At 72.8% G+C, this 23309-nt stretch carries 19 protein-coding genes and 1 pseudogene; 10 read left to right on the top strand and 10 right to left on the bottom strand.

Annotation, left to right across the window (positions count from 1 at the left end; genetic code table 11):
- Positions 1–88: 88 nt before the first annotated feature.
- From HII36_RS16260 to HII36_RS16250, 3 genes are read right to left on the bottom strand one after another with little or no spacing between them, the layout of a single operon-like run.
- On the bottom strand, positions 89–919 hold the full coding sequence (locus HII36_RS16260) for an SDR family NAD(P)-dependent oxidoreductase (RefSeq protein WP_173524021.1): 831 nt from the start codon (positions 917–919) through the stop codon (positions 89–91).
- A gap of 41 nt (positions 920–960) precedes the next feature.
- Positions 961–1317 carry a DUF6223 family protein gene (locus HII36_RS16255; protein WP_173524020.1) on the bottom strand — a complete coding sequence of 119 codons (357 nt, stop codon included), beginning with the start codon at positions 1315–1317 and terminating at the stop codon, positions 961–963.
- 11 nt (positions 1318–1328) lie between these two features.
- Entirely contained in the window at positions 1329–2369 is a 1041-nt protein-coding gene (locus tag HII36_RS16250; protein WP_173524019.1) for a M24 family metallopeptidase, read from the bottom strand.
- A gap of 97 nt (positions 2370–2466) precedes the next feature.
- On the opposite strand from HII36_RS16250, the gene HII36_RS16245 reads away from it, so the two are divergent.
- Positions 2467–5127, top strand: coding sequence for an ATP-binding protein (locus tag HII36_RS16245; RefSeq protein ID WP_173524018.1), 2661 nt, complete (start codon positions 2467–2469; stop codon positions 5125–5127).
- A 10-nt stretch (positions 5128–5137) separates the two neighbouring features.
- On the opposite strand, the gene HII36_RS16240 is transcribed toward HII36_RS16245, so the two are convergent.
- Entirely contained in the window at positions 5138–5533 is a 396-nt protein-coding gene (locus HII36_RS16240; protein ID WP_173524055.1) for a RidA family protein, read from the bottom strand.
- A 118-nt stretch (positions 5534–5651) separates the two neighbouring features.
- On the opposite strand from HII36_RS16240, the gene HII36_RS16235 reads away from it, so the two are divergent.
- Positions 5652–6800 carry a helix-turn-helix transcriptional regulator gene (locus HII36_RS16235; RefSeq protein WP_217369585.1) on the top strand — a complete coding sequence of 383 codons (1149 nt, stop codon included), beginning with the start codon at positions 5652–5654 and terminating at the stop codon, positions 6798–6800.
- Here HII36_RS16235 and HII36_RS16230 read toward each other — a convergent pair.
- On the bottom strand, positions 6731–7876 hold the full coding sequence (locus HII36_RS16230) for a cellulose binding domain-containing protein (RefSeq protein ID WP_173524017.1): 1146 nt from the start codon (positions 7874–7876) through the stop codon (positions 6731–6733). The two genes, HII36_RS16235 and HII36_RS16230, sit on opposite strands and share 70 nt — an antisense overlap.
- A gap of 98 nt (positions 7877–7974) precedes the next feature.
- Positions 7975–9786: a glycoside hydrolase family 15 protein gene (locus HII36_RS16225; protein ID WP_173524016.1), complete on the bottom strand. Its 1812-nt coding sequence runs from the start codon at positions 9784–9786 to the stop codon at positions 7975–7977.
- A gap of 178 nt (positions 9787–9964) precedes the next feature.
- Here HII36_RS16225 and HII36_RS16220 point away from each other — a divergent pair, with 178 nt between their 5' ends.
- Positions 9965–10477 carry a pyridoxamine 5'-phosphate oxidase family protein gene (locus HII36_RS16220; RefSeq protein ID WP_217369584.1) on the top strand — a complete coding sequence of 171 codons (513 nt, stop codon included), beginning with the start codon at positions 9965–9967 and terminating at the stop codon, positions 10475–10477.
- A 21-nt stretch (positions 10478–10498) separates the two neighbouring features.
- Here the strand turns inward: HII36_RS16220 and HII36_RS16215 are convergent, their stop codons facing one another.
- Complete coding sequence (locus HII36_RS16215) at positions 10499–11239, bottom strand: VOC family protein (protein WP_173524015.1); 741 nt, start codon at positions 11237–11239, stop codon at positions 10499–10501.
- 91 nt (positions 11240–11330) lie between these two features.
- Between HII36_RS16215 and HII36_RS16210 the strand changes: the two genes are divergently transcribed.
- Entirely contained in the window at positions 11331–11894 is a 564-nt protein-coding gene (locus HII36_RS16210; RefSeq protein ID WP_173524014.1) for a GNAT family N-acetyltransferase, read from the top strand.
- A gap of 176 nt (positions 11895–12070) precedes the next feature.
- A complete protein-coding gene (locus HII36_RS16205; protein ID WP_173524013.1) occupies positions 12071–12706 on the top strand; it encodes a hypothetical protein in 636 nt (211 codons plus the stop codon).
- 65 nt (positions 12707–12771) lie between these two features.
- Here HII36_RS16205 and HII36_RS16200 read toward each other — a convergent pair whose 3' ends face one another.
- Positions 12772–12990, bottom strand: coding sequence for a hypothetical protein (locus HII36_RS16200; protein ID WP_173524012.1), 219 nt, complete (start codon positions 12988–12990; stop codon positions 12772–12774).
- A 495-nt stretch (positions 12991–13485) separates the two neighbouring features.
- A pseudogene (locus HII36_RS56615) lies at positions 13486–13863 on the bottom strand (response regulator); the annotation flags it as partial.
- 372 nt (positions 13864–14235) lie between these two features.
- Between HII36_RS56615 and HII36_RS16190 the strand changes: the two are divergent.
- The 3 genes from HII36_RS16190 to HII36_RS58660 are packed head-to-tail and all read left to right on the top strand — an operon-like array spanning position 14236 to position 18748.
- Positions 14236–14637 carry a CU044_2847 family protein gene (locus tag HII36_RS16190; protein ID WP_217369583.1) on the top strand — a complete coding sequence of 134 codons (402 nt, stop codon included), beginning with the start codon at positions 14236–14238 and terminating at the stop codon, positions 14635–14637.
- Between the two features lie 11 nt (positions 14638–14648).
- Complete coding sequence (locus HII36_RS16185) at positions 14649–15422, top strand: S1 family peptidase (RefSeq protein WP_173524010.1); 774 nt, start codon at positions 14649–14651, stop codon at positions 15420–15422.
- Positions 15374–18748 carry an AAA family ATPase gene (locus HII36_RS58660; protein ID WP_173524009.1) on the top strand — a complete coding sequence of 1125 codons (3375 nt, stop codon included), beginning with the start codon at positions 15374–15376 and terminating at the stop codon, positions 18746–18748. The genes HII36_RS16185 and HII36_RS58660 overlap by 49 nt, the downstream gene beginning before the upstream one ends.
- Before the next feature lie 241 nt (positions 18749–18989).
- On the opposite strand, the gene nhaC is transcribed toward HII36_RS58660, so the two are convergent.
- Positions 18990–20504 carry a Na+/H+ antiporter NhaC gene (nhaC, locus tag HII36_RS16175; protein ID WP_173524008.1) on the bottom strand — a complete coding sequence of 505 codons (1515 nt, stop codon included), beginning with the start codon at positions 20502–20504 and terminating at the stop codon, positions 18990–18992.
- 931 nt (positions 20505–21435) lie between these two features.
- On the opposite strand from nhaC, the gene HII36_RS16170 reads away from it, so the two are divergent.
- A complete protein-coding gene (locus HII36_RS16170; protein ID WP_173524007.1) occupies positions 21436–22551 on the top strand; it encodes a sensor histidine kinase in 1116 nt (371 codons plus the stop codon).
- Positions 22542–23186 (top strand): response regulator transcription factor, encoded by a 645-nt coding sequence (locus HII36_RS16165; RefSeq protein WP_173524006.1) that lies wholly within the window; start codon positions 22542–22544, stop codon positions 23184–23186. Before HII36_RS16170 ends, HII36_RS16165 begins: the two co-directional genes overlap by 10 nt.
- The last annotated feature ends 123 nt before the right edge of the window (positions 23187–23309 follow it).

The raw sequence follows: 23309 nt of genomic DNA, 5'->3' as shown, positions 1-23309 counted from the left end.
GGCGAAGGAGTCCTGAGCCGGCGCGGACACGGGTGAGTGGCGGCGGCAACCGCCGCCGCCACTCACCGTCCTGGCGGATCCGATCGGCCTAGCCATGGGCCTCGGCGGAGAGCCGCTGCCATTCGGTCCACGTCTTGAGCCGCGCCGCGTAGACGTGCTCGACCATCGGGTGGATGCCCACCCCGAAGATCACCCGCAGCGGCGGGTCGTCGGAGTCGACGAGCTTGAGCAGCGCCCGGGCCGCGGCGGACGGGTCGCCGGCGGGCAGCTTCCCGGTCATCGCTCCGAGCCGCCGACGGACGTCGTCGTAGGCCGGGTCGAGCTGTGCCAGGTGGCCGTTGGCGAGGGGGTCGGGGTTCTTGCCGTCCCTGGTGGCGAAGGTGCCGGGCTCGACGATGGTCACCTTGACGCCGAACCCGGCCACCTCGGCGGCCAGGGCCTCGTTCAGGCCCTCCAGCGCCCACTTCGAGGCGTGGTACGCGCCGCCGAGCGGCATCGTGATGAGCCCCGCCGCCGACGAGAGCTGCACGATGTGCCCCGAGCGCTGCTCGCGCAGGTAGGGCAGCGCGGCCTGGATCACCCACACCGCGCCGAACAGGTTGGTCTCCATCTGTTCGCGCAGCTCCTGCTCGCTCAGCTCCTCGACCGCGCCGAACTGGGCGTAGCCGGCGTTGTTCACGATGACGTCCAGGCGGCCGAAGTGTTCCCCGGCCCGCTTGACGGCCTCGAACACGGCCGCCCGGTCCGTGACGTCCAGGTCGAGCGGGAGCACCGCGTCGCCGTGGGCGGCGACCAGGTCGTCCAGGGTGGAGGTGGTGCGGGCGGTCGCGGCCACCCGGTCGCCGCGGGACAGGGCGGCCTCGACGAACTTGCGGCCCAGGCCGCGGGACGAACCGGTGACGAACCAGATCTTGCTCATGATGTTCCCTTTCGGCTTCTGTGACGATGAGGTGGAGGTGGTCACTTCGCGGCCGCACGGGTGCGGGCCATCCCGCCGGTGACCACGGCGATCACGCCCAGCACCAGGGCCACGACGCCGCCGACGATCCCGTTGCCGGTGCCGGGCCCGCCGTCGGCGGTGATGAGCGCCACCGCGCCCATGACCCCGCCGGCCACCCCGGCCGCCAGGGCCACGACGGCTCCCCGGCGCCTGGAGACGGCACGCAGGGCGAGCCCGCCGGCGACCACGCCGACCAGGCCGAGGACCGCGGCCGTCAGTGACCAGGCCCGGCCGGAGGTCAGCGCGTAGGGGTCGACGGCCGGCTGCTGTGCCGCGACGTCCGCGGCGATCTCGATGAACACGGACTGGATGGACATGCGATTTCCCTTCATCTGGTGGGGGAGGAGACCCGGGTGAACGGGGCGAACAGCTCGATCGGGTCGTCCTCGGTGGTCAGCACGGTGCCGCCGACGGCGACCCGGCCGCAGCCGGTCTGCAGGGCGAACGTCATGCCGGGCGCGATGACGAAGTCGTGGCCGCTGGGGGCCTCGCGGCCGCCGGCGCTCAGGCTGACCGGGTTGAGCCCGACGAGGTACGGCTCGTCGCCCGGACCGTCCAGTTCCGCCACGATCGCGGCGGCGGCCCGGCCGACGGTGCCGCCGGGCCGCACCGCGCGCAGCCCGGCCGCGTACCCGGCCCTGGCCCGATCGAGCGCGCCGGCCAGGGCGCGGGAGGCCTGCCCGAGCACCAGCGGCATGCGCCCTCTGACCTCGAGGAAGCCGTACGTGCAGCGGATCTCGGCGGTCCCGGCGTCGCCGGGGGAGAGCGGCCGGCCGCCGAACCTGACGCGGACGGACGGCGTGGCGCCGAGCGCGTACCCGGTGCCCAACCCGGCCACCGCCACCTCGCCCTCGCGGACGCCCGGCCGCAGCGCGTCCGAGACGGCGTCCGCGATCGCGCCGGCGATGCGCGCGCACTCGGACAGGACCGCGACCTCCTCGCCGGAGTGCCGGGCCACGTGCCGGAAGTAGCCGGGCCACACCGCGGTGAACGTGGCCTCGGGCAGCAGCCCGAGCACCTGCGACCAGAGGCTGTGCGGCAGCAGCGGACCCCGGTGGATCGGCGGGTACGGCTCCAGCCCGAGCACGCCCACCGCCGACCGGTGCAGCCGCAGCTCCCACAGCACCTCCGCGATGCCGTACGCGTGCCGCGACCGCCGGTTGTCCGCCCACGGGCTCGCGGCCGGGCCGTCGGTCAGCGCCACCGGCCGGCCGCCGCGCGGGAATACCACGATCGCGTCCGGCGGGCCGCCGGTGAAGTAGGCGTTCTCGTACAGCACGAGCGCCTCGACGCCTTCGGCGTCCATCAGCGCCCGGCCCAGCGCCCAGCGGCGGTCGCGCTCGTCCTGCGAGTACATCTCGAAGTTCACGGTTCGACGGTAGAAATTCCGGCACGCCGGTCGCATCGGACAGATGTCCGGTGTTCGCGATTGCCTGTCCGACGGACACTGATCTAGATTTCCGGTCATGCTGCATGGGCGCGGGAAGGAGCAGGCCGAGCTCGACCGGCTGCTCGACCGGGCCCGCGCGGGCGCCAGCGGGGCGCTGCTCATGTCCGGCGAGCCGGGGATCGGCAAGTCCGCGCTGGTCGACTACGCCGCCGGGCAGGCGCCGCCGCTGACGGTGCTGCGGGTCAGCGGCGTCGCGAGCGAGGCGGAACTGCCCTACGCGGCACTGCAGTTGCTGCTCAGCCCGATCCTGGACGAGATAGAGGCGCTGCCCGAGCCGCAGTCCGACGCGTTACGCGCCGCGCTGGGGCTGGCCGCGGCGCCGCCGTCCGGGGTGGACCGCTTTCTCGTCGGCCTGGCCGCGCTCACGCTGCTCGCCGAACGGGCGCCGCTGGTGTGCCTCGTCGACGACGCCCAATGGCTGGACCGGGCCTCGGCCGACGCCCTGCGATTCGTGGCGCGCCGGCTGCGCGGCGAGGGCGTCGCCCTGGTCTTCGCCGCCCGTCCGGGGTTCGAGGCCCCGGGCGTGCCGGTGCTGTGCCCCGCCGACCTCGACCGCGCCGCGGCCGCCCGGCTGCTGGACGAGCACGCGCCCGCCCTGAGCGCCGCCGCCCGGGAACGGGTGCTCGCCGAAGCGGCCGGCAACCCGCTGGCCCTGCGCGAACTGCCCGCGCACACCACGGACCCGCTGGCCACGGCCAGGCTGCCGCTGCCGCACCGCATCCAGCAGGCCTACGAGCAGCGCATCCGCGACCTGCCCGAGCCCACCCAGACCCTGCTCGCGCTGGCCGCCGCCGAGGAGACCGGCGACCTGACGGTGATCTTCAGCGCCGCGGCGGCACTCGGCCTGCCGGTCGCCGCGCTCGACGCGGCCGACGCCGCAGGGCTGGTCACCGTCTCCGGGCCGGTGTGGTCGTTCCGCCACCCGCTCATCAGGGCCGCCGCCTACCAGAACGCGGCCTACAGCCGGCGGCTGGAACTGCACCGCGCGCTGGCCGCCGTCCTGACCGGCGAACCGGACGCCGACCTGCGCGCCTGGCACCTGGCCGCGGCCGCGACAGGGCCGGACGCCGAGGTGGCGGCGGCGCTGGAGCGGGCCGCCGACCGCGCCCGCGAGCGCACCGGATTCAGCGCCGCAGCCTCCGCGCTGGCCAGGTCCGCCCAGCTCACCCCCGAGCCCGCCGAGCGCGGCCGCCGGCTCGTGCTCGCCGCCGAGACGGCCGAACTGGCCGGACGGACGGAACACGCGCTCGCCCTGGCCGACGAGGCCGAACGCCTCACCCCGGAACTGCGGCCCGCCGCCCTGCGCGCGCGGATCGCCTTCGAGAGCGGCTCGCTCCGCGCGGCCTGCGACATCCTGATCGACGCCGCCGCGGAACACGACACGCACACCGCCGCCGCGATGCTGAACGACGCCGTCCGCGCGGCCTTCTACGCGGGCGAGCCCGGCTGGGCCGAGCAGGCCCGCGCCAAGCTCGACCGGCTGCCGCTGCCCGCCGACGACCCGGCCAGGCTGATGGCCGCCGGCGTCACGCTGATGCTCGCCGGAGCGGTCGAGGACGGCGTGTCACACTGCCGCGCGTACGTGGCCCGGGCCGGGCGGACGCCGGACGCCCCGGCCATGATGCGCAGCAACGCCGCCTCGATGGCCATCCTGGTCGGCGACTTCGAGGCCGCGCGCACGCTGTCGGCGTCGCTCACCGGCGAGTGCCGCACCCGCGGCATGATCGGCTGGATGCCGCTCGCGCTGGCCACGCTGTCGGTCGCCGAGCTCTACCACGGACGTTTCCGCGACAGCGCGCTCGCCGCCGGCGAAGGGCTGCGCGTCGCCGAGGACACCGGGCAGATCCACCGGCTGGCGCACCAGCAGGGCGTGCTGGCCTGGCTGGCGGCGGTGGCGGGCGAGGAGGACCGCTGCCGCGCGCTGGCCGAGCAGAACCTCACCCACTTCGCCACCGAGCACGTCGCCACCAGCAGGGCCTGGGGCGTGTGGGCGCTGGCCATGCTCGACCTCGGACACGGACGCTTCGAGGCCGCGCTCGACCGGCTCGACCGGGCCGCGCACGGGCCGCTCGGCCGCCAGATCCACGCCGTGTACTTCGCGCCCGACCAGGTCGAGGCCGCGATACGGCTCGGCAGGCCGGACGCTGCGGCCGAGCCGTACGAGCGGTTCCGCCGCTGGGCGGAGGCGGCCGGTCAGGGCTGGGCGCGTGCCGTCCTGCACCGCTGCCAGGCCCTGCTGGCCCCCGACCCCGACGCGGAAGAGCACTACCTGGCCGCCCTGGACGGCGCCGGCCGCCCCTTCGAGCAGGCCCGCACCGAACTCCTCTACGGCGAATGGCTGCGCCGCACCCGGCGCCGCACCGACGCGCGCACCCACCTGCGCGCGGCCAGGGAGACCTTCCACGCCATCGGCGCCGGTCAGTGGGCCGAGCGCGCCGTGGCCGAACTACGCGCCACGGGCGAAACGCTCAGCCGGCACGACACCGACGACCTGGCCGGGCGGCTCACCGCCCAGGAGCTCCAGGTCGTCCGGCTGGCGTCCACCGGGGCGACCAACAAGCAGATCGCCGCTCAGCTCTTCCTCAGCCCCAAGACGGTCAGCCACCACCTCTACCGGGCCTTTCCCAAGCTGGGCGTCACCGTCCGCACCGAGCTGGCGCACATCGACCTGGGCTGAGCCGGCCGCGTCAGGCGACGGCGGTCCCCTCCAGTTCGACCATCAGCGTGGGGATCGCCAGCCGGGTCACCCCGAGCATCGTCGTGGTCGGCGCCACCCGCGCCGCGCCCAGCCGCGCCGCCAGCACCCCGTAGTGCTGGAACAGCAGGTCCACGTCCGTGGTGTAGACGTTCAGCCGGACCAGGTTCGCCAGGGACATGCCCGCCTCGGCGAGCACGGCCTCCAGGTTGTCGATGCTCAGCGCGAGCTGCGCCGCCATGTCACCGGCGTGCTCGGGCTTGCCTTCCGCGCTCATCGCGGTCTGGCCGGAGATGTACAGGGTCCTGGTCTCGCCGGAGACCACCTCGCCCTGGTTGAAACCCATCTCCACCGACCACGTCACCGGGTTGATCGCCGTTCGCTCCATCGCCACATCAGCTCCATTCGGATCGCTTGAGAGTGCGTACGCCGTCGTCGGCGCCGCGATGAGGAGCCTCTCAGCGAATCACGACATCCTTAGTCGTGTATTTCAGTAAAATTCAGACATGCGTGCTGACCGGTTGGTCTCGCTGGTGCTGCTGCTGCGCCGGCATGGCCGATTGTCCGCGACCGCGCTCGCCCGCGAGCTGGAGGTGTCCACCCGCACCGTGCTGCGCGACGTCGAGGCGCTGTCCGCGGCAGGCGTCCCGATCTACGCCGAACGCGGCAGGCACGGCGGGTTCGCGTTGCTGCCCGGGTTCCGCACCGAGCTCACCGGGCTGAATCATGACGAGGCGCTGGCCCTGCTGGTCGCCGGATCGCGGCGCGGGGCGCAGGTGTTCGGGCTCGGCTCGGCGCTGGCGTCGGCGATGCTCAAGGTGGTCGACGCGCTGCCGGAGAGCTACCGGCACACCGCGGCGGGCGCGGCCGAGCGGCTGCTCATCGACCCGGAGACCGACCTGCTCTCGCGCCGCCTGGCCGCCGAGGAGGTGCCCGACGCCACCGTCGCCGAGGTGCTGCGGGCCGTGTTCGCCGGGCACCGGCTGCGCATCCACTACGCGCCGTTCAACCGGAGCCCCGAGTGGCGCACGGTGGACCCGATCGGGCTGGTCACCGTGCGGGACACGGCGTACCTGCTGGCCACCAGGTCCGGCGCGGACCGCACGTACCGGCTGTCCAGGGTGCTGGCCGCCGAGGAACTCGACGAACCCGCGCGGCGTCCCGACCGGGTCGACCTGGACCGGGCCTGGCGGGACCGCAGCACCCGCTTCCGGGCCGGCGGCGACCAGGTCACCGTGCTGGCCCGGGTGAACCCGGCCCGGCGGGAGCAGCTGGTGAACACCGCGCTGGCCGTGCTCGCCGAGGAGACCGACGCGGACGGCCGGCTCCGGATGGAGGTCACCTTCCAGGATTCACGGCACGCGGAATGGGCGCTGTGGCAGCTCGCCACGGACGCCGAAGCGTTGTCGCCGCCGTCGCTGCGCGCCACGCTGCGCGACCGCGCCGCCGCGCTCGCCGCCCGCTACGCGACGCCGCCGGACGAAACCGGCTCACCCTCGCCCGCCCGGCGCGACGACCGGGCGGACGAGCGGCCCGGTGACCGGCGTGATGAGCGGCCTGGTGAGCGGGCGGACGAGGGCGACGGTCAGCCGGCGACGGTGCAGGACGTGCCGTTGAGCGCGAAGCTCACCGGCGCGGGCGCCGACCCGCTGTAGGTGGCGGCGAACCCGACCTGCGTCGCCGAGCCGGCCCGGATCACCTTGTTCCAGCCCTTGTTCGTGCCGGTCAGCCGGGTGCCCGCCTGGGTCCAGTCGGCGGCCCAGCCCGAGGTCAGGCGCAACGTGGCCGACTCCGGATAGGCGACGGTCAGGCTCCAGCCGTCGACCGCGGCCGTGCCGGTGTTACGCACGGTGATCTCCGCGTACAGCCGCGAACCCCAGGTCGGCGCCCGGTACGACACCGCGCACGACACCCCGGGCGTCGGCGACACGGTGGGCGACGGCAGGCCCTCCCTGGACAGCGCGGACAGCGGGTCCGACGGCGTGCTGAGGTTGCCCGCCTCGTCCCTGGCGACCACGACGTAGGTGTAGCGATGCCCGGTGACCAGGCCGGACTCGGCGAAGTGCAGAACCGGCGGCAGGATCGTGCCGACCTTGAGATAGGTCGTCTCGGTCTCGCGATAGACGTCGTACGCCGTCACCGCCACGTTGTCGCTGGAGGGGTCCCAGCAGAACGAGACGCCCCGGTAGTCCTGCAGGCAGGGCTCACGCAGCCCGCCCGGCTTGGTGGGCGGCTGCCGGTCGCCGGGGTCGAAGGTGGGCGTGCTGGTCGGGCTCATCCCGAGCGTCGCCGGCACCGAGATCAGCACGGAGGGCCGGCTGACGTTCCCGGCCGGGTCGACCGCCACGACGTACATGGTGTACATGCGGTGGAGTTCGCCGGAGAAGCCGCCGACCGTGCCGGTCGTGCTGGAGGCGTGGACGAAGCCGTCGACCGTCAGGCGATACAGGTCGTATCGGGCGATGCCCACATTGTCGCTGGACGGGTTCCAGCAGATCGAGGCGTAGCCGGTCGGGTTGGCCGCCAGAGGCACCGGGCAGGGCCGCAGCCCGGTGGGACGGGAGGGCGGCAGCTCGTCGGCGGCCGCGTGCGCGAGGTCCTTCGCCGGGGCGGCGGCCAGCGCCGCCGCCTCACCCACCGGGCTGATCGTGGGTGCGGCGAGGAGTAACGCCAGGGTGAAGAATCCGAGGGTGAGGAGGACCGCCCCCAGGGATCGCCTGCCGTGTCGCATGGAGCTCCTATTGGATTGATAAACGTCCCCCCCGAGGTGATCGTGGACCATTTTCGAGGTCACGTAAAGCCGTCTTTTCCGACGGGATGGGCGGAGAGTCAGGAACGGGCGCCCGCCTGATCGATGGCCCAGGCGGCGTTGATCAGGCCGATGTGGCTGAAGGCCTGCGGGAAGTTGCCGAGCAGTTCCCCGCTCTCCCCGTGGACCTCCTCGGCCAGCAGCCCGACGTCGTTGACGAATCCGGTCGCCGTCTCGAACACCTCGCGCGCTCGTTCCACCTGCCCGGCCAGCGCGAGCGCGTGCGCCAGCCAGTACGTGCAGAGCAGGAACGTGCCCTCCTGCCCGCTCAGCCCGTCGGCGCCGCGGTAGCGGTAGACCAGCCCGCGCGCGTCGGTCAGGTCGGCGGCGACGCGTTCGACGGTGGCCAGCACGCGCGGGTCGTCGGCGGGCAGGAAACCGGCGATGGGCAGCGCCAGGGCCGAGGCGTCCAGGTCCGCGGAGCCGAAGGCCTGGGTGAACGCGCCCGCCTCGGCGTTCCACCCCTCGCGCAGGACGGCCTGCCTGACCTCGTCCCTGGCGCGCCGCCAGCCGGGCACCCGGTCCGCGGCGCACAGGTGATCGGCCAGGTCGATCGCCCGGTCGAGCGCCACCCAGCACATCACCTTGGAGTACAGGAAGTGCCGCGGCTCGCCGCGGACCTCCCAGATGCCCTGGTCGGGCTGCCGCCACTGGTGGGCGGCGGCGTCGGCGAGGGTCACCAGGAACGCGCGCACCTGCGGGTCGAGCTCGGTGAGCTGGCCGGACAGGCGGTGCGCGGCGTCCAGGAGCTCGCCGTAGACGTCGACCTGCGGCTGACGCCAGGCCCCGTTGCCCACCCGCACGGGCCGGCTGCCGCGCCAGCCGCGCAGGTGCGGCAGCTCGCGTTCGGACAGGTCGTGCTCGCCGCCGACGCCGAACATGATCTGCAACGCGCTGCGCGGCTCGTACGTCGCGGCGGCCGTGGTCATGAAGGAGAAGAACTCGCCGGCCTCGTCGGGGCAGGCGGCCACCCACAGCGCGTTCATGGTGAGGCTGGCGTCGCGCACCCAGCTGTAGCGGTAGTCCCAGTTGCGCTCACCGCCGATCTGCTCGGGCAGCGAGGTCGTGGCCGCCGCGACGATCGCGCCGGTCGGCTGGTGGCTCAGCGCCTGCAGCACCCGCCCAGAATGGTGGACGAGGTCGTGGTAGTCGCCACGGTAGTGCTGGTGCGCGCGCGACCAGTCACGCCAGGCCGACAGCGTGTGCTCGAGCTGGGCGGCCAGCTCGTCCGGCGGCCAGACGCGCGGCGGCGGATCGCCCTGCCTGCTCCAGTGCAGCGCGAAGGACAGCCGCTCCCCGGCCGCCACCACGGCCTGGCCCGCCGCCCCTTCGGCGTCGATGCCGAGCGGGACCGGCGTGGACAGCACGAGCTGGTCGGCGCCGCCCCGGACCCGCACGCCGCCGGGCACGGGCGCCAGCAGGGGCGCGATCAGGCCGTACTCGGGTCGCGGGCGGAACCGCACCTCGAACTCGACCGCGCCGCCGGTCGCGGTGGCGGTACGGACGAGCAGGTGAGGGGCCGCGGCGCCGAGCCGGTGCGGATCGTGCCCGGCGCCGGTGGCCAGCGCGTCGGTCAGCACCAGCGTGCCGCCGGCGGTCTCGAAGATGGTCTCCAGCACCATCGTGCTCGCCACGTAGCGCCGCGACACGGTGAACTCGCCCGACGGGCGGAAGGACCAGTGACCGGCGTCGTCGTCCAGGAGCGCGGCGAACACCGCGGGGCTGTCGAACCTGGGCAGGCACAGCCAGTCGATCGACCCGGCCCTGCTGACCAGGGCGGCCGTGTGCCGGTCGGACAGCAACGCGTAGTCGGCGATCGGTGTCCGTGTCATCTCGCCCCCGTGATCGGCGTCCCCATCGGTTCCTTCCCAGGCCGAGGGGCCGGCAGTCGGAGCTCCCGCCGGCAAGGCTTCATGATCGGTACGCTCTACGACTGAGGCCCGCTTCGGGGGTAGCAGATACCCGATCGGCGGCTCAGCCGATCACCGGAGCCGACATCGAGGGGGAACCGTGGTCCTTACGCCGAAAACCACCATCGATCCGCGCTACAGCAGCGACGACGCCCGGCCCACCCCGTGGCCGGACGCCGTCGACCACCTGCTGGCCGCGGAACTGTTCTGGGTGTCCACCGTACGCACCGACGGCCGGCCGCACGTCACGCCCGTCGTCGGGGTCTGGCTGGACGACGCCTTCTACTTCTCCAGCGGCCCGGAGGAGCAGAAGTCGAAGAACCTGGCCGCCAGTCCGCATTGCGCGGTGACCACCGGGTGCAACAAATGGGACGACGGCCTGGACCTCGTCCTGCACGGCGACGCCGTCACGGTGCGCGACCCGGAGGTGCTGCGCCGGGTGGCCGACGCGCACACCACCAAGTACGGCACCGCCTGGGCCGCCGAGGTCGGCGACGACGGGGTCTTCCGCATGCATGGGCACGAACCGGTGGTGTTCGAGGTCAGACCGGCGCAGGCGCTGGGATTCGGCAAGACGAACGGGTTCAGCCACACCCGGTGGGACTTCGGCTGACGTACGAGACGATGGAGCCGATCAGGCGCGGCCGAGCACGCAGAACTCGTTGCCCTCCGGGTCGGCGAGCACGACCCACGGCACGTCGCCCTGGCCCACGTCGGCGGACGCCGCGCCGAGCTCCCGCAGCCGGGCCACCTCGGCCACCTTGTCCTCGATCGGGTCGGGCACCAGGTCGATGTGGACGCGGGTCCACCTGGCCGGCGCGCCGGGCGCCGCACGGCGGAACTCGAGAGCCGGGCCGGTGCCCTTGGCGGAGCTCAGCCGCGCGTGATCGTCGCTCACCTCGTCCAGGGTCCAGTCCACCGCCTCACCCCAGAACCGCGCCATGGCCCGCGGGTCCGCGCAGTCCACCACCACCGCGGCGATCGGCCCGGCGGCACGGTCGCCCTCCCGGGGCTCCAGCACGCTGAACGGGTTGCCCTCCGGGTCGGCCAGCGCCGTCCCCGGCACGTCACCCTGGCCCATCTCGGCGGACGTCGCCCCGAGCGCCTTCAGCCGCGCGACCAGCTCCGCGTGATGGGCGGGAGAGGTGGTGGCCAGTTCGAGGCGCGCACGGTACTTGACCGTCTCGGGGTTCGGGACGGTGACGAAATCGAGGTAGAAGCCGGCGGGATCCGGCCAGACCGAACCCGGGGGCTCCAGATTGGTCACACCAGGGCCTTCGCTGGAGACGTTCCAGCCGAGCGCCTCCCCCCAGAACCGGCCGAGCGCGTCGTCATCACGAGCCTTGAAATTCACCTGGATCAGTCGCAATGCCATGCCGCCCACCCTATGCCCAGCGGCTGAACCGGGATGAACCACGCACCTGCCGTGCGACCGGCAGCGGGGCCTCGCTTAGGATCATGGAGTCATGAGCGAGTTGCGCACGTTGTCCGCGGCGGAGATCCGTTCCGAACGGCTCCTGCTGCGCGGCGCGGTGCTCGACACCGATCGTGCCGGGCTCATCGAGCTCGGGACCGATCCCGAGGTCCGGCGTCACCTCGGCGGTCCACGTCCGCTGCGCGAGGTCGAGCAGCACGTCGGCGCGGTGCTGGCCGCGGGCTCCACGTCCAGGCCCGGCACCTACGTCATCGCGGACGGCGCCACGAACCGCTTCCTCGGGACCTTGATGCTCGCCCCCCGCTGGACCGAGACCTCCGGCCCCGTCGCCGAGGACGGCGAGGAACTGGAACTGGGCTACGTGCTGCGGCGCGGCGCGTGGGGCGCGGGGTTCGCGTTCGAGGCCGCCACGGCCGCGCTGCGCGCCGCGGCCGGCGAACTCACCGACCGGCCGGTGGTGCTCGTGACGCAGACCGCGAACCAGCGATCCCTGCGGCTCGCCGCCCGCCTGGGCTTCCGCCCCCTCAGGACGTTCGAGGAGTTCGGCGCCGACCAGACCCTCTGCACCGCCCCGCTGGCCGCGTTCCGCCTCTGACCACCGGGCCCGGCACGTCTCTCTCCGACCTCACGTCAAAGCACATGGCTCAGCGTGCATTTCGCCACAGACTTTCGAGACGAACCGCCAGAGGGTGACGGTGGAACGGCGAATGCCCAGAGGCGGGACAACGGGCCGGGCAACGCCAAGCTGACAAGCAGGCCCGCCGTCACATCATGAGCATCAACACCACCGTCATGTCCATCACCAAGAGGATGGCCGCCCTCGGGGCGGGCGCCGTCCTGGTCGCCGGCGCCCTGAGCAGCGCCGCCGCAGCGGCTCCGGGCACCTCGCCCGTGCGCTCCAAGAGCGCTGAGACGATCGCGCCCAAGCACACCTCGGGCTGGTACTGGAGCACCTGCACCGGAGACGGCAACCAGGGCATCCAGGGCCGGCTCTCGGGGGCGTGGGCAGGTCCGCACAAGGTGGCCTCGCGCAAGCGGGTGACCATCAACTACTCGTTCGCCCGGGTATCGGACTTCCAGACCTGCCGGCACGGCTCCGGCGGCGTCAAGGCTCGCAAGATCGTCATGGCGAGCGCGTTCTACATCAAGGGAAGCAAGTTCTCCTGCGACACGATCACGCTCGCCGGCCAGGGAGGGTCGTCGGTCACCTGCACGTTCAGCCGCGGCACCGCGGTCTTCAGACTCAAGAAGACCTGCGCCAAGGCGACGATGTGCCGGATCCGCACCGGAACCATGCACGTCTACGCGGACGGCGGCGCCCGGATCAAGAGCGTGCGGATGCAGGTGTCCTCGAGGATCTACGACCATCAGGGCGAGAACACGTACTGGAACACGCCCAGGTTCTAGCGGATCCCGGGAAGTTCTGTCGGGCTCGGGGCACACCGCGCCGAGTTCCCGAGGCTCAGCGCCTGTCACAACGTCCCGCCGCGGAGCAGGAACACCGCGGCGAGGGCGACGCCCAGGACGGTGGGCGCCCAGAACGTGGTGACCAGGCCGCGCCGCAGCGTTCGACGCGCCACGGCCAGAGCCGGCTCCGAAGGAGGGGCCGGCGACGGCGCGGCGGCCGGCCGGGCGTCCACCGGCAGACAGGCGGTGAGCGCGAACCCGTCGCCGTCGGGGGCTGCTAGCAACGTGCCGCCGGCCAGGCGGACGCGTTCGTCCAGGCCCGGCCGGCCCGTACCCGGATCCGGCCGGGTCGGCCGGCCTGTGCCGCGGGCCGGGCGGCCCCGGCGCGTTGGCCATGGTCACCTCCAGCAGGTCGCCGGTGCGGCGCAGGCTCACGCGGATGGCAGACCCGGGGCGTGCTTGGTCGCGTTGGTCAGCCCCTCCCGCACGACGCGGACGGCGGCCCGGGCGGTCGGATCGGCCAGCCCGGCCTCCGCGTCCTCGGACGCTTCCATGCGCACGTCCACGCCGGAGACCTGGGCCCACTCCACCAGCGCGGCGACGGAACCGCCGAGCGGGTCGACCGGGGCGCGCTCGTCGTCCGCACGCAGCACCCGGATGATCTGCCGCAACCGGTCGGTCGTCGTGGCGGGGACTCGCGCAGTTCGCCGGCCGACCGCCGCAACGCCGGGACGGTGCCGGCGGCGACCCGCAGGGCGGCGGCGCGCACGGCCAGGAGGCTGAGAGGTCAACGCCGCGATCTTCGCGCGAGCGGCCTTCCTGCGAGTCACCGGCTCGCCTGACAACTGGGTGATGACCTGGCGGGCGACCCGCGGCGACAGGAACGCCGCCCCCTCGTGCGCCGCGCGCACCGCCGCCATCAGCTCGTACGGGTCGCCGGACTTGAGCAAGAACCCCGACACCCCTTCCTCCAGGGCGGCGGCCACGTACTCGTCCTCGCCGAAGGTCGTCAGCGGACGGTACGCGCGGGCCTGCTCGACGGCCTGGTGACCGTCCGCCGCCTCGGCGACCACCGCCACGTCCGGGGCGCCGCTCAGGATCGCCCGCACGCCGGCGCGGATCATCGCCTCGTCGTCGGCCGGCAGCACTCGGATCACAGCGCACACCGTACCTCGCACGGCACCGTCAACTGGGGGGTCGTGGGTGGGCCAACGCGTCGTGGAGCGCGTGCGGGGTCGGCCGGCAGCAGCGCGGCGGTGCCGGTTCGACGGCGAGTGCACTGCTGGCGGCGCGGGCTTTCGCGAACGACGTCCGGGCTCGGCCGTGATAGGCGAACAGGCTTGGCGTACGTTCCCGTTCCGCCGTACTTCGACGCCCGCTACGCTCGGATTCGGTATGCCGTCGGGGGCGGCCTGCATGTCCGCTGTCAGCACGATTCGGGCGACGTCCGGTGCTTGGTGCGCTGCGCGAGGTTCTGGACGGCTCCTGATGACCGCGACAGGCGATCTCGCCAATGACGGGAGTCACGGTTGCCCTCGCAAGTTGTCACCTACCAACTCGACGACGCCACCCAGGTGCAGTTCGAGATCGAGCTGACTCCGGGCTACCAGCCGGCGGGCGGCCCCGAGGAGATCATCGGGCGGGTGCGCGCGGCGATCGGCCCGGCCGTGGACGCCGCCCGCGTGGTGCTGGAGCAGGCCCGGCGTGCCGCGCCGGAGGAGATCCAGGTGAAGTTCGGCATCAAGGTGACAGGCACCATGAACTGGCTGGTGGCCAAGGCCGCCACCGAGGGAAACTTCGAGGTGGCCCTCACCTGGCGGCACGGGTCGAACCCGGCGGGCGGCCCGGCCGAGGGCGGCACTGCGGAGGGCGGCACCGGTAAGGGCGGGACTGCCGAGGGCGGTCAGGCCGTGCCCGATCCACGCCGGTGAGCACCGGCCCGGTGAGTACCGGACCGGCCGCCGATTCCTGGGCCGCCGCCGTTCACCGGAGCGAGCAGGACTTCGAGCCGCTGGGCGCGGCCGTGGTCATCGACGCGCGCCGGGTGCTGACCGCCGCGCACGTCGTCCAGCAGCAGGGCGTGCGGATCGATCCGCTGTGGGTGGCCTTCCCCAAGGCCGAGCAGGAACCGCGGCGCCGCTGCCGGGTGGCCTCGGTCCAGGTCGCAGACCATGCGCGGGTCACGGATCTGGCGTTGCTGGTGCTGGAGCAGGATGTGCCGGCGGGGGTGTGGCCGGCGCGGCTGCGCTGCCCGCGCCCGGCCGACCTGGACGGCCGCCAGTGGTGGGCGTTCGGCTTCCCCGGCAAGGACCCGCTGGGCGACGTCGCCGGCGGGCGGATCGACGCCGGGCTCGGCTACGGCTGGGTACGTCTGGCCACCGGATCGGCCGGCCCGCTGGCCCGCGGCTTCAGCGGCGGCGGGCTGTGGTCGCAGGACTATCAGGCGGTCGTGGGCATCGTGGGCCAGGCCCACACCCTGGAGGGCGGCGGCCGCGCCATCACCCTGCACGAGGCCGACCGGTGCCTGCCCGGCCAGAAGCTGCGTCTGCTGGCCGACACCTGGTCGGCGGACAGCGCCGGCGACCTCGCCCTGGCCTCCTGGGGGTGGAGGCTGTCGGCCGACCCCGAGGGGGACGGCACTGGCAGCCACGGGCCCGCGGGGTCAGCGTGGACAGCGAGCGGGGCCACCGCTTCCGCGGCCGCACCGCGGCGTTGACGGCCATCACCGCGTGGCTGGATCGCGCCACCCCCGATCAGCGGGTGCTGGTGGTGACCGGCTCTCCGGGGGTGGGCAAGTCCGCGGTGCTGGGCCGGATCGTGACCACCGCCGACCCCGCCATCCGCGCCACGCTCGGCCCCGATGACCAGGCGGTGCGGGCCGCGTCCGGCTCGGTGGCGTGCGCGGTGCACGCCAAGGGCAAGACCGCGCTCGACGTGGCCACCGAGATCGCCCGGGCCGCCTCCGCCGCGCTGCCCGCGACGGTCGCCGACTTCGCGCCGGTGATGCGCGCCGCGCTGAGCGAGCGGGCCGAACGCGCCCGATGGGCCGCCCGGCGTGCCACTCCCGCGGCCGCGGAAGGAAGGGAGGAACCGCAGGGCGGGCGGTTCAACCTGATCCTCGACGCCCTGGACGAGGCCACCTCACCCGCCCAGGCGCGCATCATCGTCAGCCGTATCGTGCTCCCGCTGGTCACCACCTGCGCCGACCTGGGAGCGCAGGTGGTCCTGGCGACCCGCCGCCGCGATGACGACGGTGACCTGCTCGGCTCCTTCGGCCAGGCCGCTCACCCGATCGATCTGGACGACCCGCGGTTCTTCGCCCTGGAGGACCTCACCGCCTACGCCCTGGCCACGTTGCAGTTGATCGGCGACGAACGCGCCGGCAACCCGTACGCCGACCATCGTGTGGCCCGGCCGGTCGCGGCCGCCATCGCCCGCCGCTCCGGGCACAGCTTCCTGATCGCCGGGCTGGTCGCACGCACCCACGGCCTGCACGACCACGACCCCATCGACCCCGCCATCCTGACCTTCCCCGACAGCGTCGAGCACGCGCTGGCCGGCTACATCGACCGGCTGCCCGGCGTCGGCTCGCTTCCCGCGGCGGAGGCGCTGACCGCGCTGGCCTTCGCCGAGGCGCCCGGCCTGGACCTCGATCTGTGGACGCGGGCCATCCAGGCACTCAACCCGGCCGCCGACCTCACCGCCGAGCAGCTGGGCCGCTTCGCCGGCTCCTCGGCGGCCAACTTCCTGGTCGAGTCCAGCACCGATCACCACCGGCAGGCGTTCCGCCTCTTCCACCAGGCGCTCAACGACGTCCTGCTCGACGTCCGCGCCCGCCGCACGCCCCGCCACCACGACGAGCAGGCCCTGACGCGGGCCTTCCTGACCACCACCCGGCAACGCCCGTGGGCCTCGGCTCCGCCTTACCTGCTGCGTTCCCTGGCCGGCCACGCCGTCCGAGCCGGCCTGCTGGAGAACCTCCTCAGCGACGAACGCTTCCTCCTGCATGCCGACCTGCCCCGCCTGAGCGCCCACGCCGCCGGTGCCACATCGCCCGAGATCCGCCAGTACCTGCGCCTGATCCAGCTGACCCCGCAAGCGGCGGCCGCGACCCCGCCCGAGCGTGCCGCCCTCTTCAACGTCACCAGCGTCCTGGCCCAGCTTCCGCCACCCCTTCGGATCCAGGATCGGGCCATGCCTTACCGGGCGGCGTGGGCTCGTGTGCAACCACGTACCGACCAGGCCCTGCTCCTGGGCCACACCGGCGTAGTGACCGGCGTGTGCGCCTTCACCCTCAATGACCGCACCTTGCTGGCCAGCGGCGGCTACGACGGGAGCGTGCGGATCTGGGACCCGGCGACCGGACAGGCGGTCGGCGATCCCCTCATCGCTCATACCAGCGGGGTGTACAGCGTGTGCGCCTTCACTCTGAACGGCCGTACCCTGCTGGCCAGCAGCGGCGGCGATGCGAGCGTGTGGATCTGGGATCCGGCGACCCGACAGGCGGTCGGTGACCCTCTCACCGGTCACACCGATTGGGTGCGCGACGTGTGCGCCTTCACCCTCAATGACCGCGCCTTGCTGGCCAGCGGCGGCTACGACGGGAGCGTGCGGATCTGGGACCCGGCGACCGGACAGGCGGTCGGCGATCCCCTCATCGGTCATGCCGACGGGGTGTACAGCGTGTGCGCTTTCACTCTGAACGGCCGTACCCTGCTGGCCAGCAGCGGCGACGATGCGAGCGTGCGGATCTGGGATCCGGCGACCGGGCAGGCGCTCGGTGACCCCCTCATCGGTCACACCGGCAGGGTGCACACCGTGTGCGCCTTTGTGCTGAACGGCCGCACCTTGCTGGCCAGCAGCGGCGACGATGCGAGCGTGCGGATCTGGGATCCGGCGACCCGGCAGGCGGTCGGTGACCCTCTCACCGGTCACACCGATTGGGTGCGAGACGTGTGCGCCTTCACCTTGAACGGCCGCACCTTGCTGGCCAGTGGCGGCGGCGATGCGAGCGTGCGGATCTGGGACTCGGACACTGGGCAGGCGCTCGGTAACCCTCTCACCCGTCATACCGGCGGGGTGCACAGCATGTGTGCCTTCACCCTGAACGGTCGTACCCTGCTGGTCAGCGGCAGTAGCGATGCGAGCGTGCGGATCTGGGACCCGGCGACGGGGCAGGCGGTCGGCGATCCCCTCATCGGTCACACCGGCGGGGTGTACAGCATGTGCGCCTTCACCCTGAGCGGCCGTACCCTGCTGGCCAGTGGCGGCGATGACGAGAGGGTGCGGATCTGGGACCCGGCGACCGGGCAGGCGCTCGGTGACGCCCTCATCGGTCACACCGACAGGGTGAACAGCGTGCGCGCCTTCACCCTGAACGGTCGTACCCTGCTGGCCAGCGGCGGCAGCGATGCGAGCGTGCGGATCTGGGACCCGGACACCGGAGAACATCAGCGGATTCCCGGGCGTGCCGTCACGCTGCGCGCCAAGATCGCTGCCATTTTCAGCCGAGGTGGACGCCGGCATGATGGCCACACCGGCTGGGTGAACAGCGTGTGTGCCTTCACCCTGAACGAGCGCGCCCTGCTGGTCAGCGGCAGTAGCGATGCGAGCGTGCGGATCTGGGACCCGGCGACGGGACAGGTGGTCGGTGACGCCCTCATCGGTCACACCGGCTGGGTGACAAGCGTGTGTGCCTTCACCCTGAACGGCCGCACCTTGCTGGCCAGTGGCGGCGGCGATGAGAGGGTGCGGATCTGGGACCCGGCGACCGGGCAGGCGGTCGGTGACGCCCTCACCGGTCACACCGGTTGGGTGAACAGCGTGTGCGCCTTCACCCTGGACGGCCGTACCCTGCTGGCCAGCGGCGGCGAGGACGCGAGCGTACGCATCTGGGACCCGGCGACCCGCACCTGCGAAATGACCATTCCGGTTCATGCACCGGCTCTCGCCTGTTGCTGGACCAGCGACGTCCTCGTCATAGGCATGAACACCGGGATCCTCGCCCTTCGGCTCAACCCCGCGGCCAGGGGAAGCAGATGATTCGGACGTACACCTGTCGGCGAGGCTCCCGCTCGGTCGGTCTGCGTGGCCACCACGACCGGGCGCGATGAGCGCCGCTCCCCAGGTACCCACCACCCCGCCCATGGACGGCTGCCGCAGCCAGGCCAGCCCGTCCTTGGGCAGCACACGTCACCCGCATGGCGGCCCTGACCTGCTCGAACAGCGCCCGCCGTGATCACGTTGCCGACGGCCTCGCTGTGCGTGCTGGTCCAGCACCTGGTCAGGCTCGATCCTGCCCGTCCCGGCCGGCCTCGCCCACCGGCACACGTTCGATCTTGAATCCGGTGAACCCGTAGATCACGCTGAGCAGCGGGCTGGCCAGGTTGAAGAAGCAGAACGGCAGGTAGGCCAGCGTCGGTACGCCCAGCACCGCCCCCAGGAACGCGCCGCAGGAGTTCCACGGCACCAGCGGCGAGGTGACCGTGCCGGAATCGGCCGCCAGCCGGGACAGGTTCGTCGGCGCCAGGCCACGCGCGGCGAACTCGGCCCGGAACACCCGGGCCGGCAACACCAGCGCGATGTACTGGTCACCGGCGACGATGTTGAGCCCGAACGCACTGGCGAACACCGTCACGAACAGCCGTCCGATGCCTTTGGCCGCGCGGACCATCGGCTCGATCAGCCGGTTGAGCAGCCCGAACTCCTCCAGCAGAGTCCCGAACGTGACCGCGCCGATGATCAGCCACAGGGTGGGCAGCATGCTGTCCATCCCGCCGCGCGACAGCAGCCGGTCCACGTCGGCCAGCCCGGACGACTTCTCGAACCCGGTCGCCATCGCCCGCCAGCTCGCCTTGATCCCGGCCAGGACCGGATTCAGGGCGGGGTCGCCGGCGAACGCGCGGATCACCGCGGGCTGGGTGAAGACGCCCACGACCCCGGCGGTGATCGCCGCCGCCATCAACGCCAGCGTGGCCGGCACCTTGCGCGCCGAGAGCGCCACCAGCAACAGCAGTGGCAGCAGGTTCAACGGGGTGATCCAGTAGATGTCGCCGAGCGCGTTCAGCTCGCTGCCGGTGTCACCGGTGTCGGTGGCGGCCGGCCCCCACACCCAGCCGATCAGCAGGAACAGAACGAAGGCGATCACGAACGCGGGTATCGACGTCCAGGCCTGCCGCTTGATGTGTTCGTAGACGTTCACCTTCACCATCTGGGCGGTCAGCACCGTGGTCTCCGACAGCGGCGACAGCTTGTCGCCCAGGTAGGCGCCCGATATCACCGCTCCGGCGGTGATCGGCGCCGACACCCCCAGCATGGTCGCGATCCCCACCAGCCCGACGCCGACCGTCGCCGCCGTGGTCCACGAGCTGCCGATCGACATCGCCACGATGCCGCAGATCAGCGCGGCGGCGGCGTAGTACCAGCCAGGTGAGAGCACCTGGATCCCGTAGTAGACGAGGGTGGGGATCGTGCCGGACATGTTCCAGGTGCCGATCAGCGCGCCCACGGCCAGCAGGATGAAGACCGCGCTGGTGATCGACGACAGTGCCCGCTGCCCGCTGGCCTCGATCTCCTCCCATCGGTGGCCGTTCTTCAGCACCACCAGCATCGCGACCAGCGCGCACAGCACCAGTGCTACCTGGATCGGCCCGTCCAGGGCGTCCAGGCCGAACAACGCCAGCGACCCGCCGATCAGCACCACCAGAGTGGCCAGCACGAGCACCAGATCGGTCACGGACGGCGGGCGCGCCGTCCGGCCGTCGTCGTGCTGATCCGCGTCTTGGGTGCCGTCGCTCATGGCATCGCGGCCTGTGCCGGCATCACTGGTCGGGATTCCTCACTCGACACCGCATCAACGGCTCCTTGAGTCCCTGAAACGGTCCCTCACGCACCGAGGACCTCCATCACGTACAGCCGACCTACCCCCGCCGCCAAGATCACAGCCCCCGCATCAGGTCAAGTCCACGCCACGCCCCCGCCCCTGAAGTGCGCCGTCGCGTTGCGGCGTGGACGAGATCATGTTGGGCAGCGACCTTCTTCCGCGACGAGCTGTAAGGGAAGGCACCACGACGGCGACCACGGTGGAGGGGCCTGAGAGAGCGGGCGCCCATCCGTTCGTGACCGGAAAGGCGGGGCTGCAGCGTGCTCCAGCTCGTGGAGTTCCTCCTGGAACCGGGAAGCGCGACGACCGCCGAGCGCGTGGCGGAGTGGCTGCGCGAGCCGTCCAGGATCGGGCCGGCCAAGGGGGTGGGGCTCGCGCTGCTGATCGGCTGGACGGTCACGGTGGTCCGGCTCACGGCACGACGCTCGCGGGCACTCGCCTGGAGCGGGGGAGCGCTGATGACGCCGGCGATGACCGGGCTCGCGGCGGTGCATGGCCGGGAGACACATCCGCCTACGTCCTGCCTCTGGCCGGCGATCAGGACACCGCCGCCGCCGCTGCTGCCCCGACGATGGCGGATTGCTGAGCATCCCGGTGGTCGTGGTGCCGGCCTTAGGCGCGCTGCTCGGCGTCGCGATCCCGGCGATCGCGATGTGGCGCACGCCGTACCCGCCCAGAGCCGCTGCGATCCTGTCACTGACCTTCGCCGGCGCCGGCCTGGCGCTCGGCCGTCCCGTGGCCGCGCATGCGATCTTCGTCGCGGCCCCACCCAGGGCACCCACAGTTGGCCGGCTTTGTGGAAACCTTCAATGTGCTGCCGCCGGGCGGCTGTCTAGAGTTCGTGACCATGGTTGTGGCAAGGGCGGCAGTACGTGGCGTGGTCGGGCTGGTGCTCGGGGCGGTGATGGCCGTGGTCGAGCTGGCGTGGGTCGTCATCGCGACGCCGCTGCTGGCCATCCCGTCCACCAGGCCCTGGACGTTCCGCGGCGCCGGGCGGCTGGCCGAGGCCGATCGGGTCCGCGTCAACCGCTGGCTGGGCGGCACCGTCGCCCCGTCTCCGGCCGGGGGGCGCGCGCTGGCGTACGTGGCGGTGCGCGGCGTCGTCGGCGGGCTCGGCGGCGGGGTGCTGGTGCTCGTCGGGATCTGGGTGACGTTGACCTGGCGGGCGCTCTCCGGCGGCACCGGGCAACGTGCCGAGATGAGCTGGTACGACCCGATCACCTGGACGGCGTTCGCCCTCCTAGTCATCTTCCTGGCCGCACAGGCCCTGATCGGCCTGGCCGCGCTGGAACGACGGCTGGCGGAATGGGGACTCGCGCCCAGCGACAAGGAGGTGCTGCGCAGCCGCGTCGAGCAACTGTCGCGGACGCGGGCAGAGGTCCTGGAGGCGGTCGATGACGAGCGGCGGCGGATCGAGCGGGACCTGCACGACGGCGTGCAGCAGCGGCTGGTCGCGCTGGGCATGCTGCTCGGCCGCGCCCATCGCCTCGACGACTCCGGCGCCGCCGCCGCGCTGTTCCTGCAGGCGCGGGAGGAATCCCGTCGCGCGCTGGAGGAGTTGCGGGAGGTGGCCTGGCGGATCTACCCGGTGGCCTTGGACGACGGCGGGCTGCCGGCGGCGCTGGAGTCGCTCGCCGAACGCTCCAGCGTGCCGATCGACCTGCACTACGACGTTCCGGCGCGGCTGGACCCGGCCCAGGAGACGGTCACCTACTTCGTGGTCTGCGAGGCGGTGACGAACGCGCTGAAACACAGCCGGGCTCAACGGGTCGAGGTCGAGGTCCACCAAGCCGCCGGCATGCTGCGCGTACGTGTCAGCGACGACGGCGTCGGCGGCGCCCGCCTCGGCGGGCGCGGCCTGTCCGGCCTGGCCCGCCGGGTGGCCGCCTACGACGGCCGCTTCGACCTCGACAGCCCCGCCGGGGGTCCGACGACGCTGCGGGTGGCGCTGCCATGCGCATAGTCCTGGCCGAAGACAGCACGCTGCTGCGCGAGGGCCTGACCCGGCTGCTGAGCGAGGACGGCCATCAGGTCGTGGCGGCCGTCGGCGACGCGGAAGGGCTGGTGGCCGCGTGTGACGAGCACCGGCCGGAGGTGGTCATCGCCGACGTGCGCATGCCGCCGACCTTCACCAGCGAGGGCCTGCGTGCCGCGCTCGCCGTGCGGCGCCGGCACCCCGGGATCGGCGTGCTGGTCCTGTCGCAGTACGTCGACACGCGCTACGCCGCCCGGCTCGTCGACGGCGGCGTACGCGGGGTCGGCTACCTGCTCAAGGATCGGGTGGTCGAGGTCGGCGACTTCCTGGAGGCGCTGCGGCGGGTGGCCGGCGGCGGCACGGCGTTCGACCCGGAGGTCGTCCGGCGGCTGCTCAACCGCGCACGCGACACCACCTCCCTGGCCCGGCTGAGCGCGCGCGAGCACGAAGTGCTCGCCCTGATGGCCCAGGGGCACACCAACGAGTCGATCGCCGGACGGCTGCACGTGTCGCGCAGCGCGGTGGAGAAACACGCCAACGCCATCTTCGACAAGCTCGGCCTCGCGCACGCCGACGGCTACAACCGCCGGGTCCTGGCCATCGTGCGCTTCCTCAACGACTGACAGTGATGATGTAGATGAGCGCTTCCCGACAGGGTCTGACCCAGCGACTGACTGACCTCGAGGTCCTCAACGGGATCTGTCGGCCCTGGCCGGGAAGCGCTCGTGTGCACTCACCGGACGCGG

The organism is Nonomuraea antri, from assembly GCF_013283785.1.
Classification (GTDB): Bacteria; Actinomycetota; Actinomycetes; order Streptosporangiales; family Streptosporangiaceae; genus Nonomuraea; species Nonomuraea antri.
This window is presented reverse-complemented; position numbering and strand designations above follow the sequence as displayed.

What these genes read in the sequence shown, in the direction of transcription:
- HII36_RS16215 (WP_173524015.1), bottom strand. Translation starts at nt 11,239, where the DNA reads ATGGCATTGCGACTGATCCAGGTGAATTTCAAGGCTCGTGATGACGAC.
- HII36_RS16210 (WP_173524014.1), top strand. Translation starts at nt 11,331, where the DNA reads ATGAGCGAGTTGCGCACGTTGTCCGCGGCGGAGATCCGTTCCGAACGG.
- HII36_RS16255 (WP_173524020.1), bottom strand. Translation starts at nt 1,317, where the DNA reads ATGTCCATCCAGTCCGTGTTCATCGAGATCGCCGCGGACGTCGCGGCA.
- HII36_RS16170 (WP_173524007.1), top strand. Translation starts at nt 21,436, where the DNA reads ATGGTTGTGGCAAGGGCGGCAGTACGTGGCGTGGTCGGGCTGGTGCTC.
- HII36_RS16225 (WP_173524016.1), bottom strand. Translation starts at nt 9,786, where the DNA reads ATGACACGGACACCGATCGCCGACTACGCGTTGCTGTCCGACCGGCAC.
- HII36_RS16245 (WP_173524018.1), top strand. Translation starts at nt 2,467, where the DNA reads ATGCTGCATGGGCGCGGGAAGGAGCAGGCCGAGCTCGACCGGCTGCTC.
- HII36_RS16230 (WP_173524017.1), bottom strand. Translation starts at nt 7,876, where the DNA reads ATGCGACACGGCAGGCGATCCCTGGGGGCGGTCCTCCTCACCCTCGGA.
- HII36_RS16240 (WP_173524055.1), bottom strand. Translation starts at nt 5,533, where the DNA reads ATGGAGCGAACGGCGATCAACCCGGTGACGTGGTCGGTGGAGATGGGT.
- HII36_RS16165 (WP_173524006.1), top strand. Translation starts at nt 22,542, where the DNA reads ATGCGCATAGTCCTGGCCGAAGACAGCACGCTGCTGCGCGAGGGCCTG.
- HII36_RS16260 (WP_173524021.1), bottom strand. Translation starts at nt 919, where the DNA reads ATGAGCAAGATCTGGTTCGTCACCGGTTCGTCCCGCGGCCTGGGCCGC.
- nhaC (WP_173524008.1), bottom strand. Translation starts at nt 20,504, where the DNA reads ATGAGCGACGGCACCCAAGACGCGGATCAGCACGACGACGGCCGGACG.
- HII36_RS16235 (WP_217369585.1), top strand. Translation starts at nt 5,652, where the DNA reads ATGCGTGCTGACCGGTTGGTCTCGCTGGTGCTGCTGCTGCGCCGGCAT.
- HII36_RS16205 (WP_173524013.1), top strand. Translation starts at nt 12,071, where the DNA reads ATGAGCATCAACACCACCGTCATGTCCATCACCAAGAGGATGGCCGCC.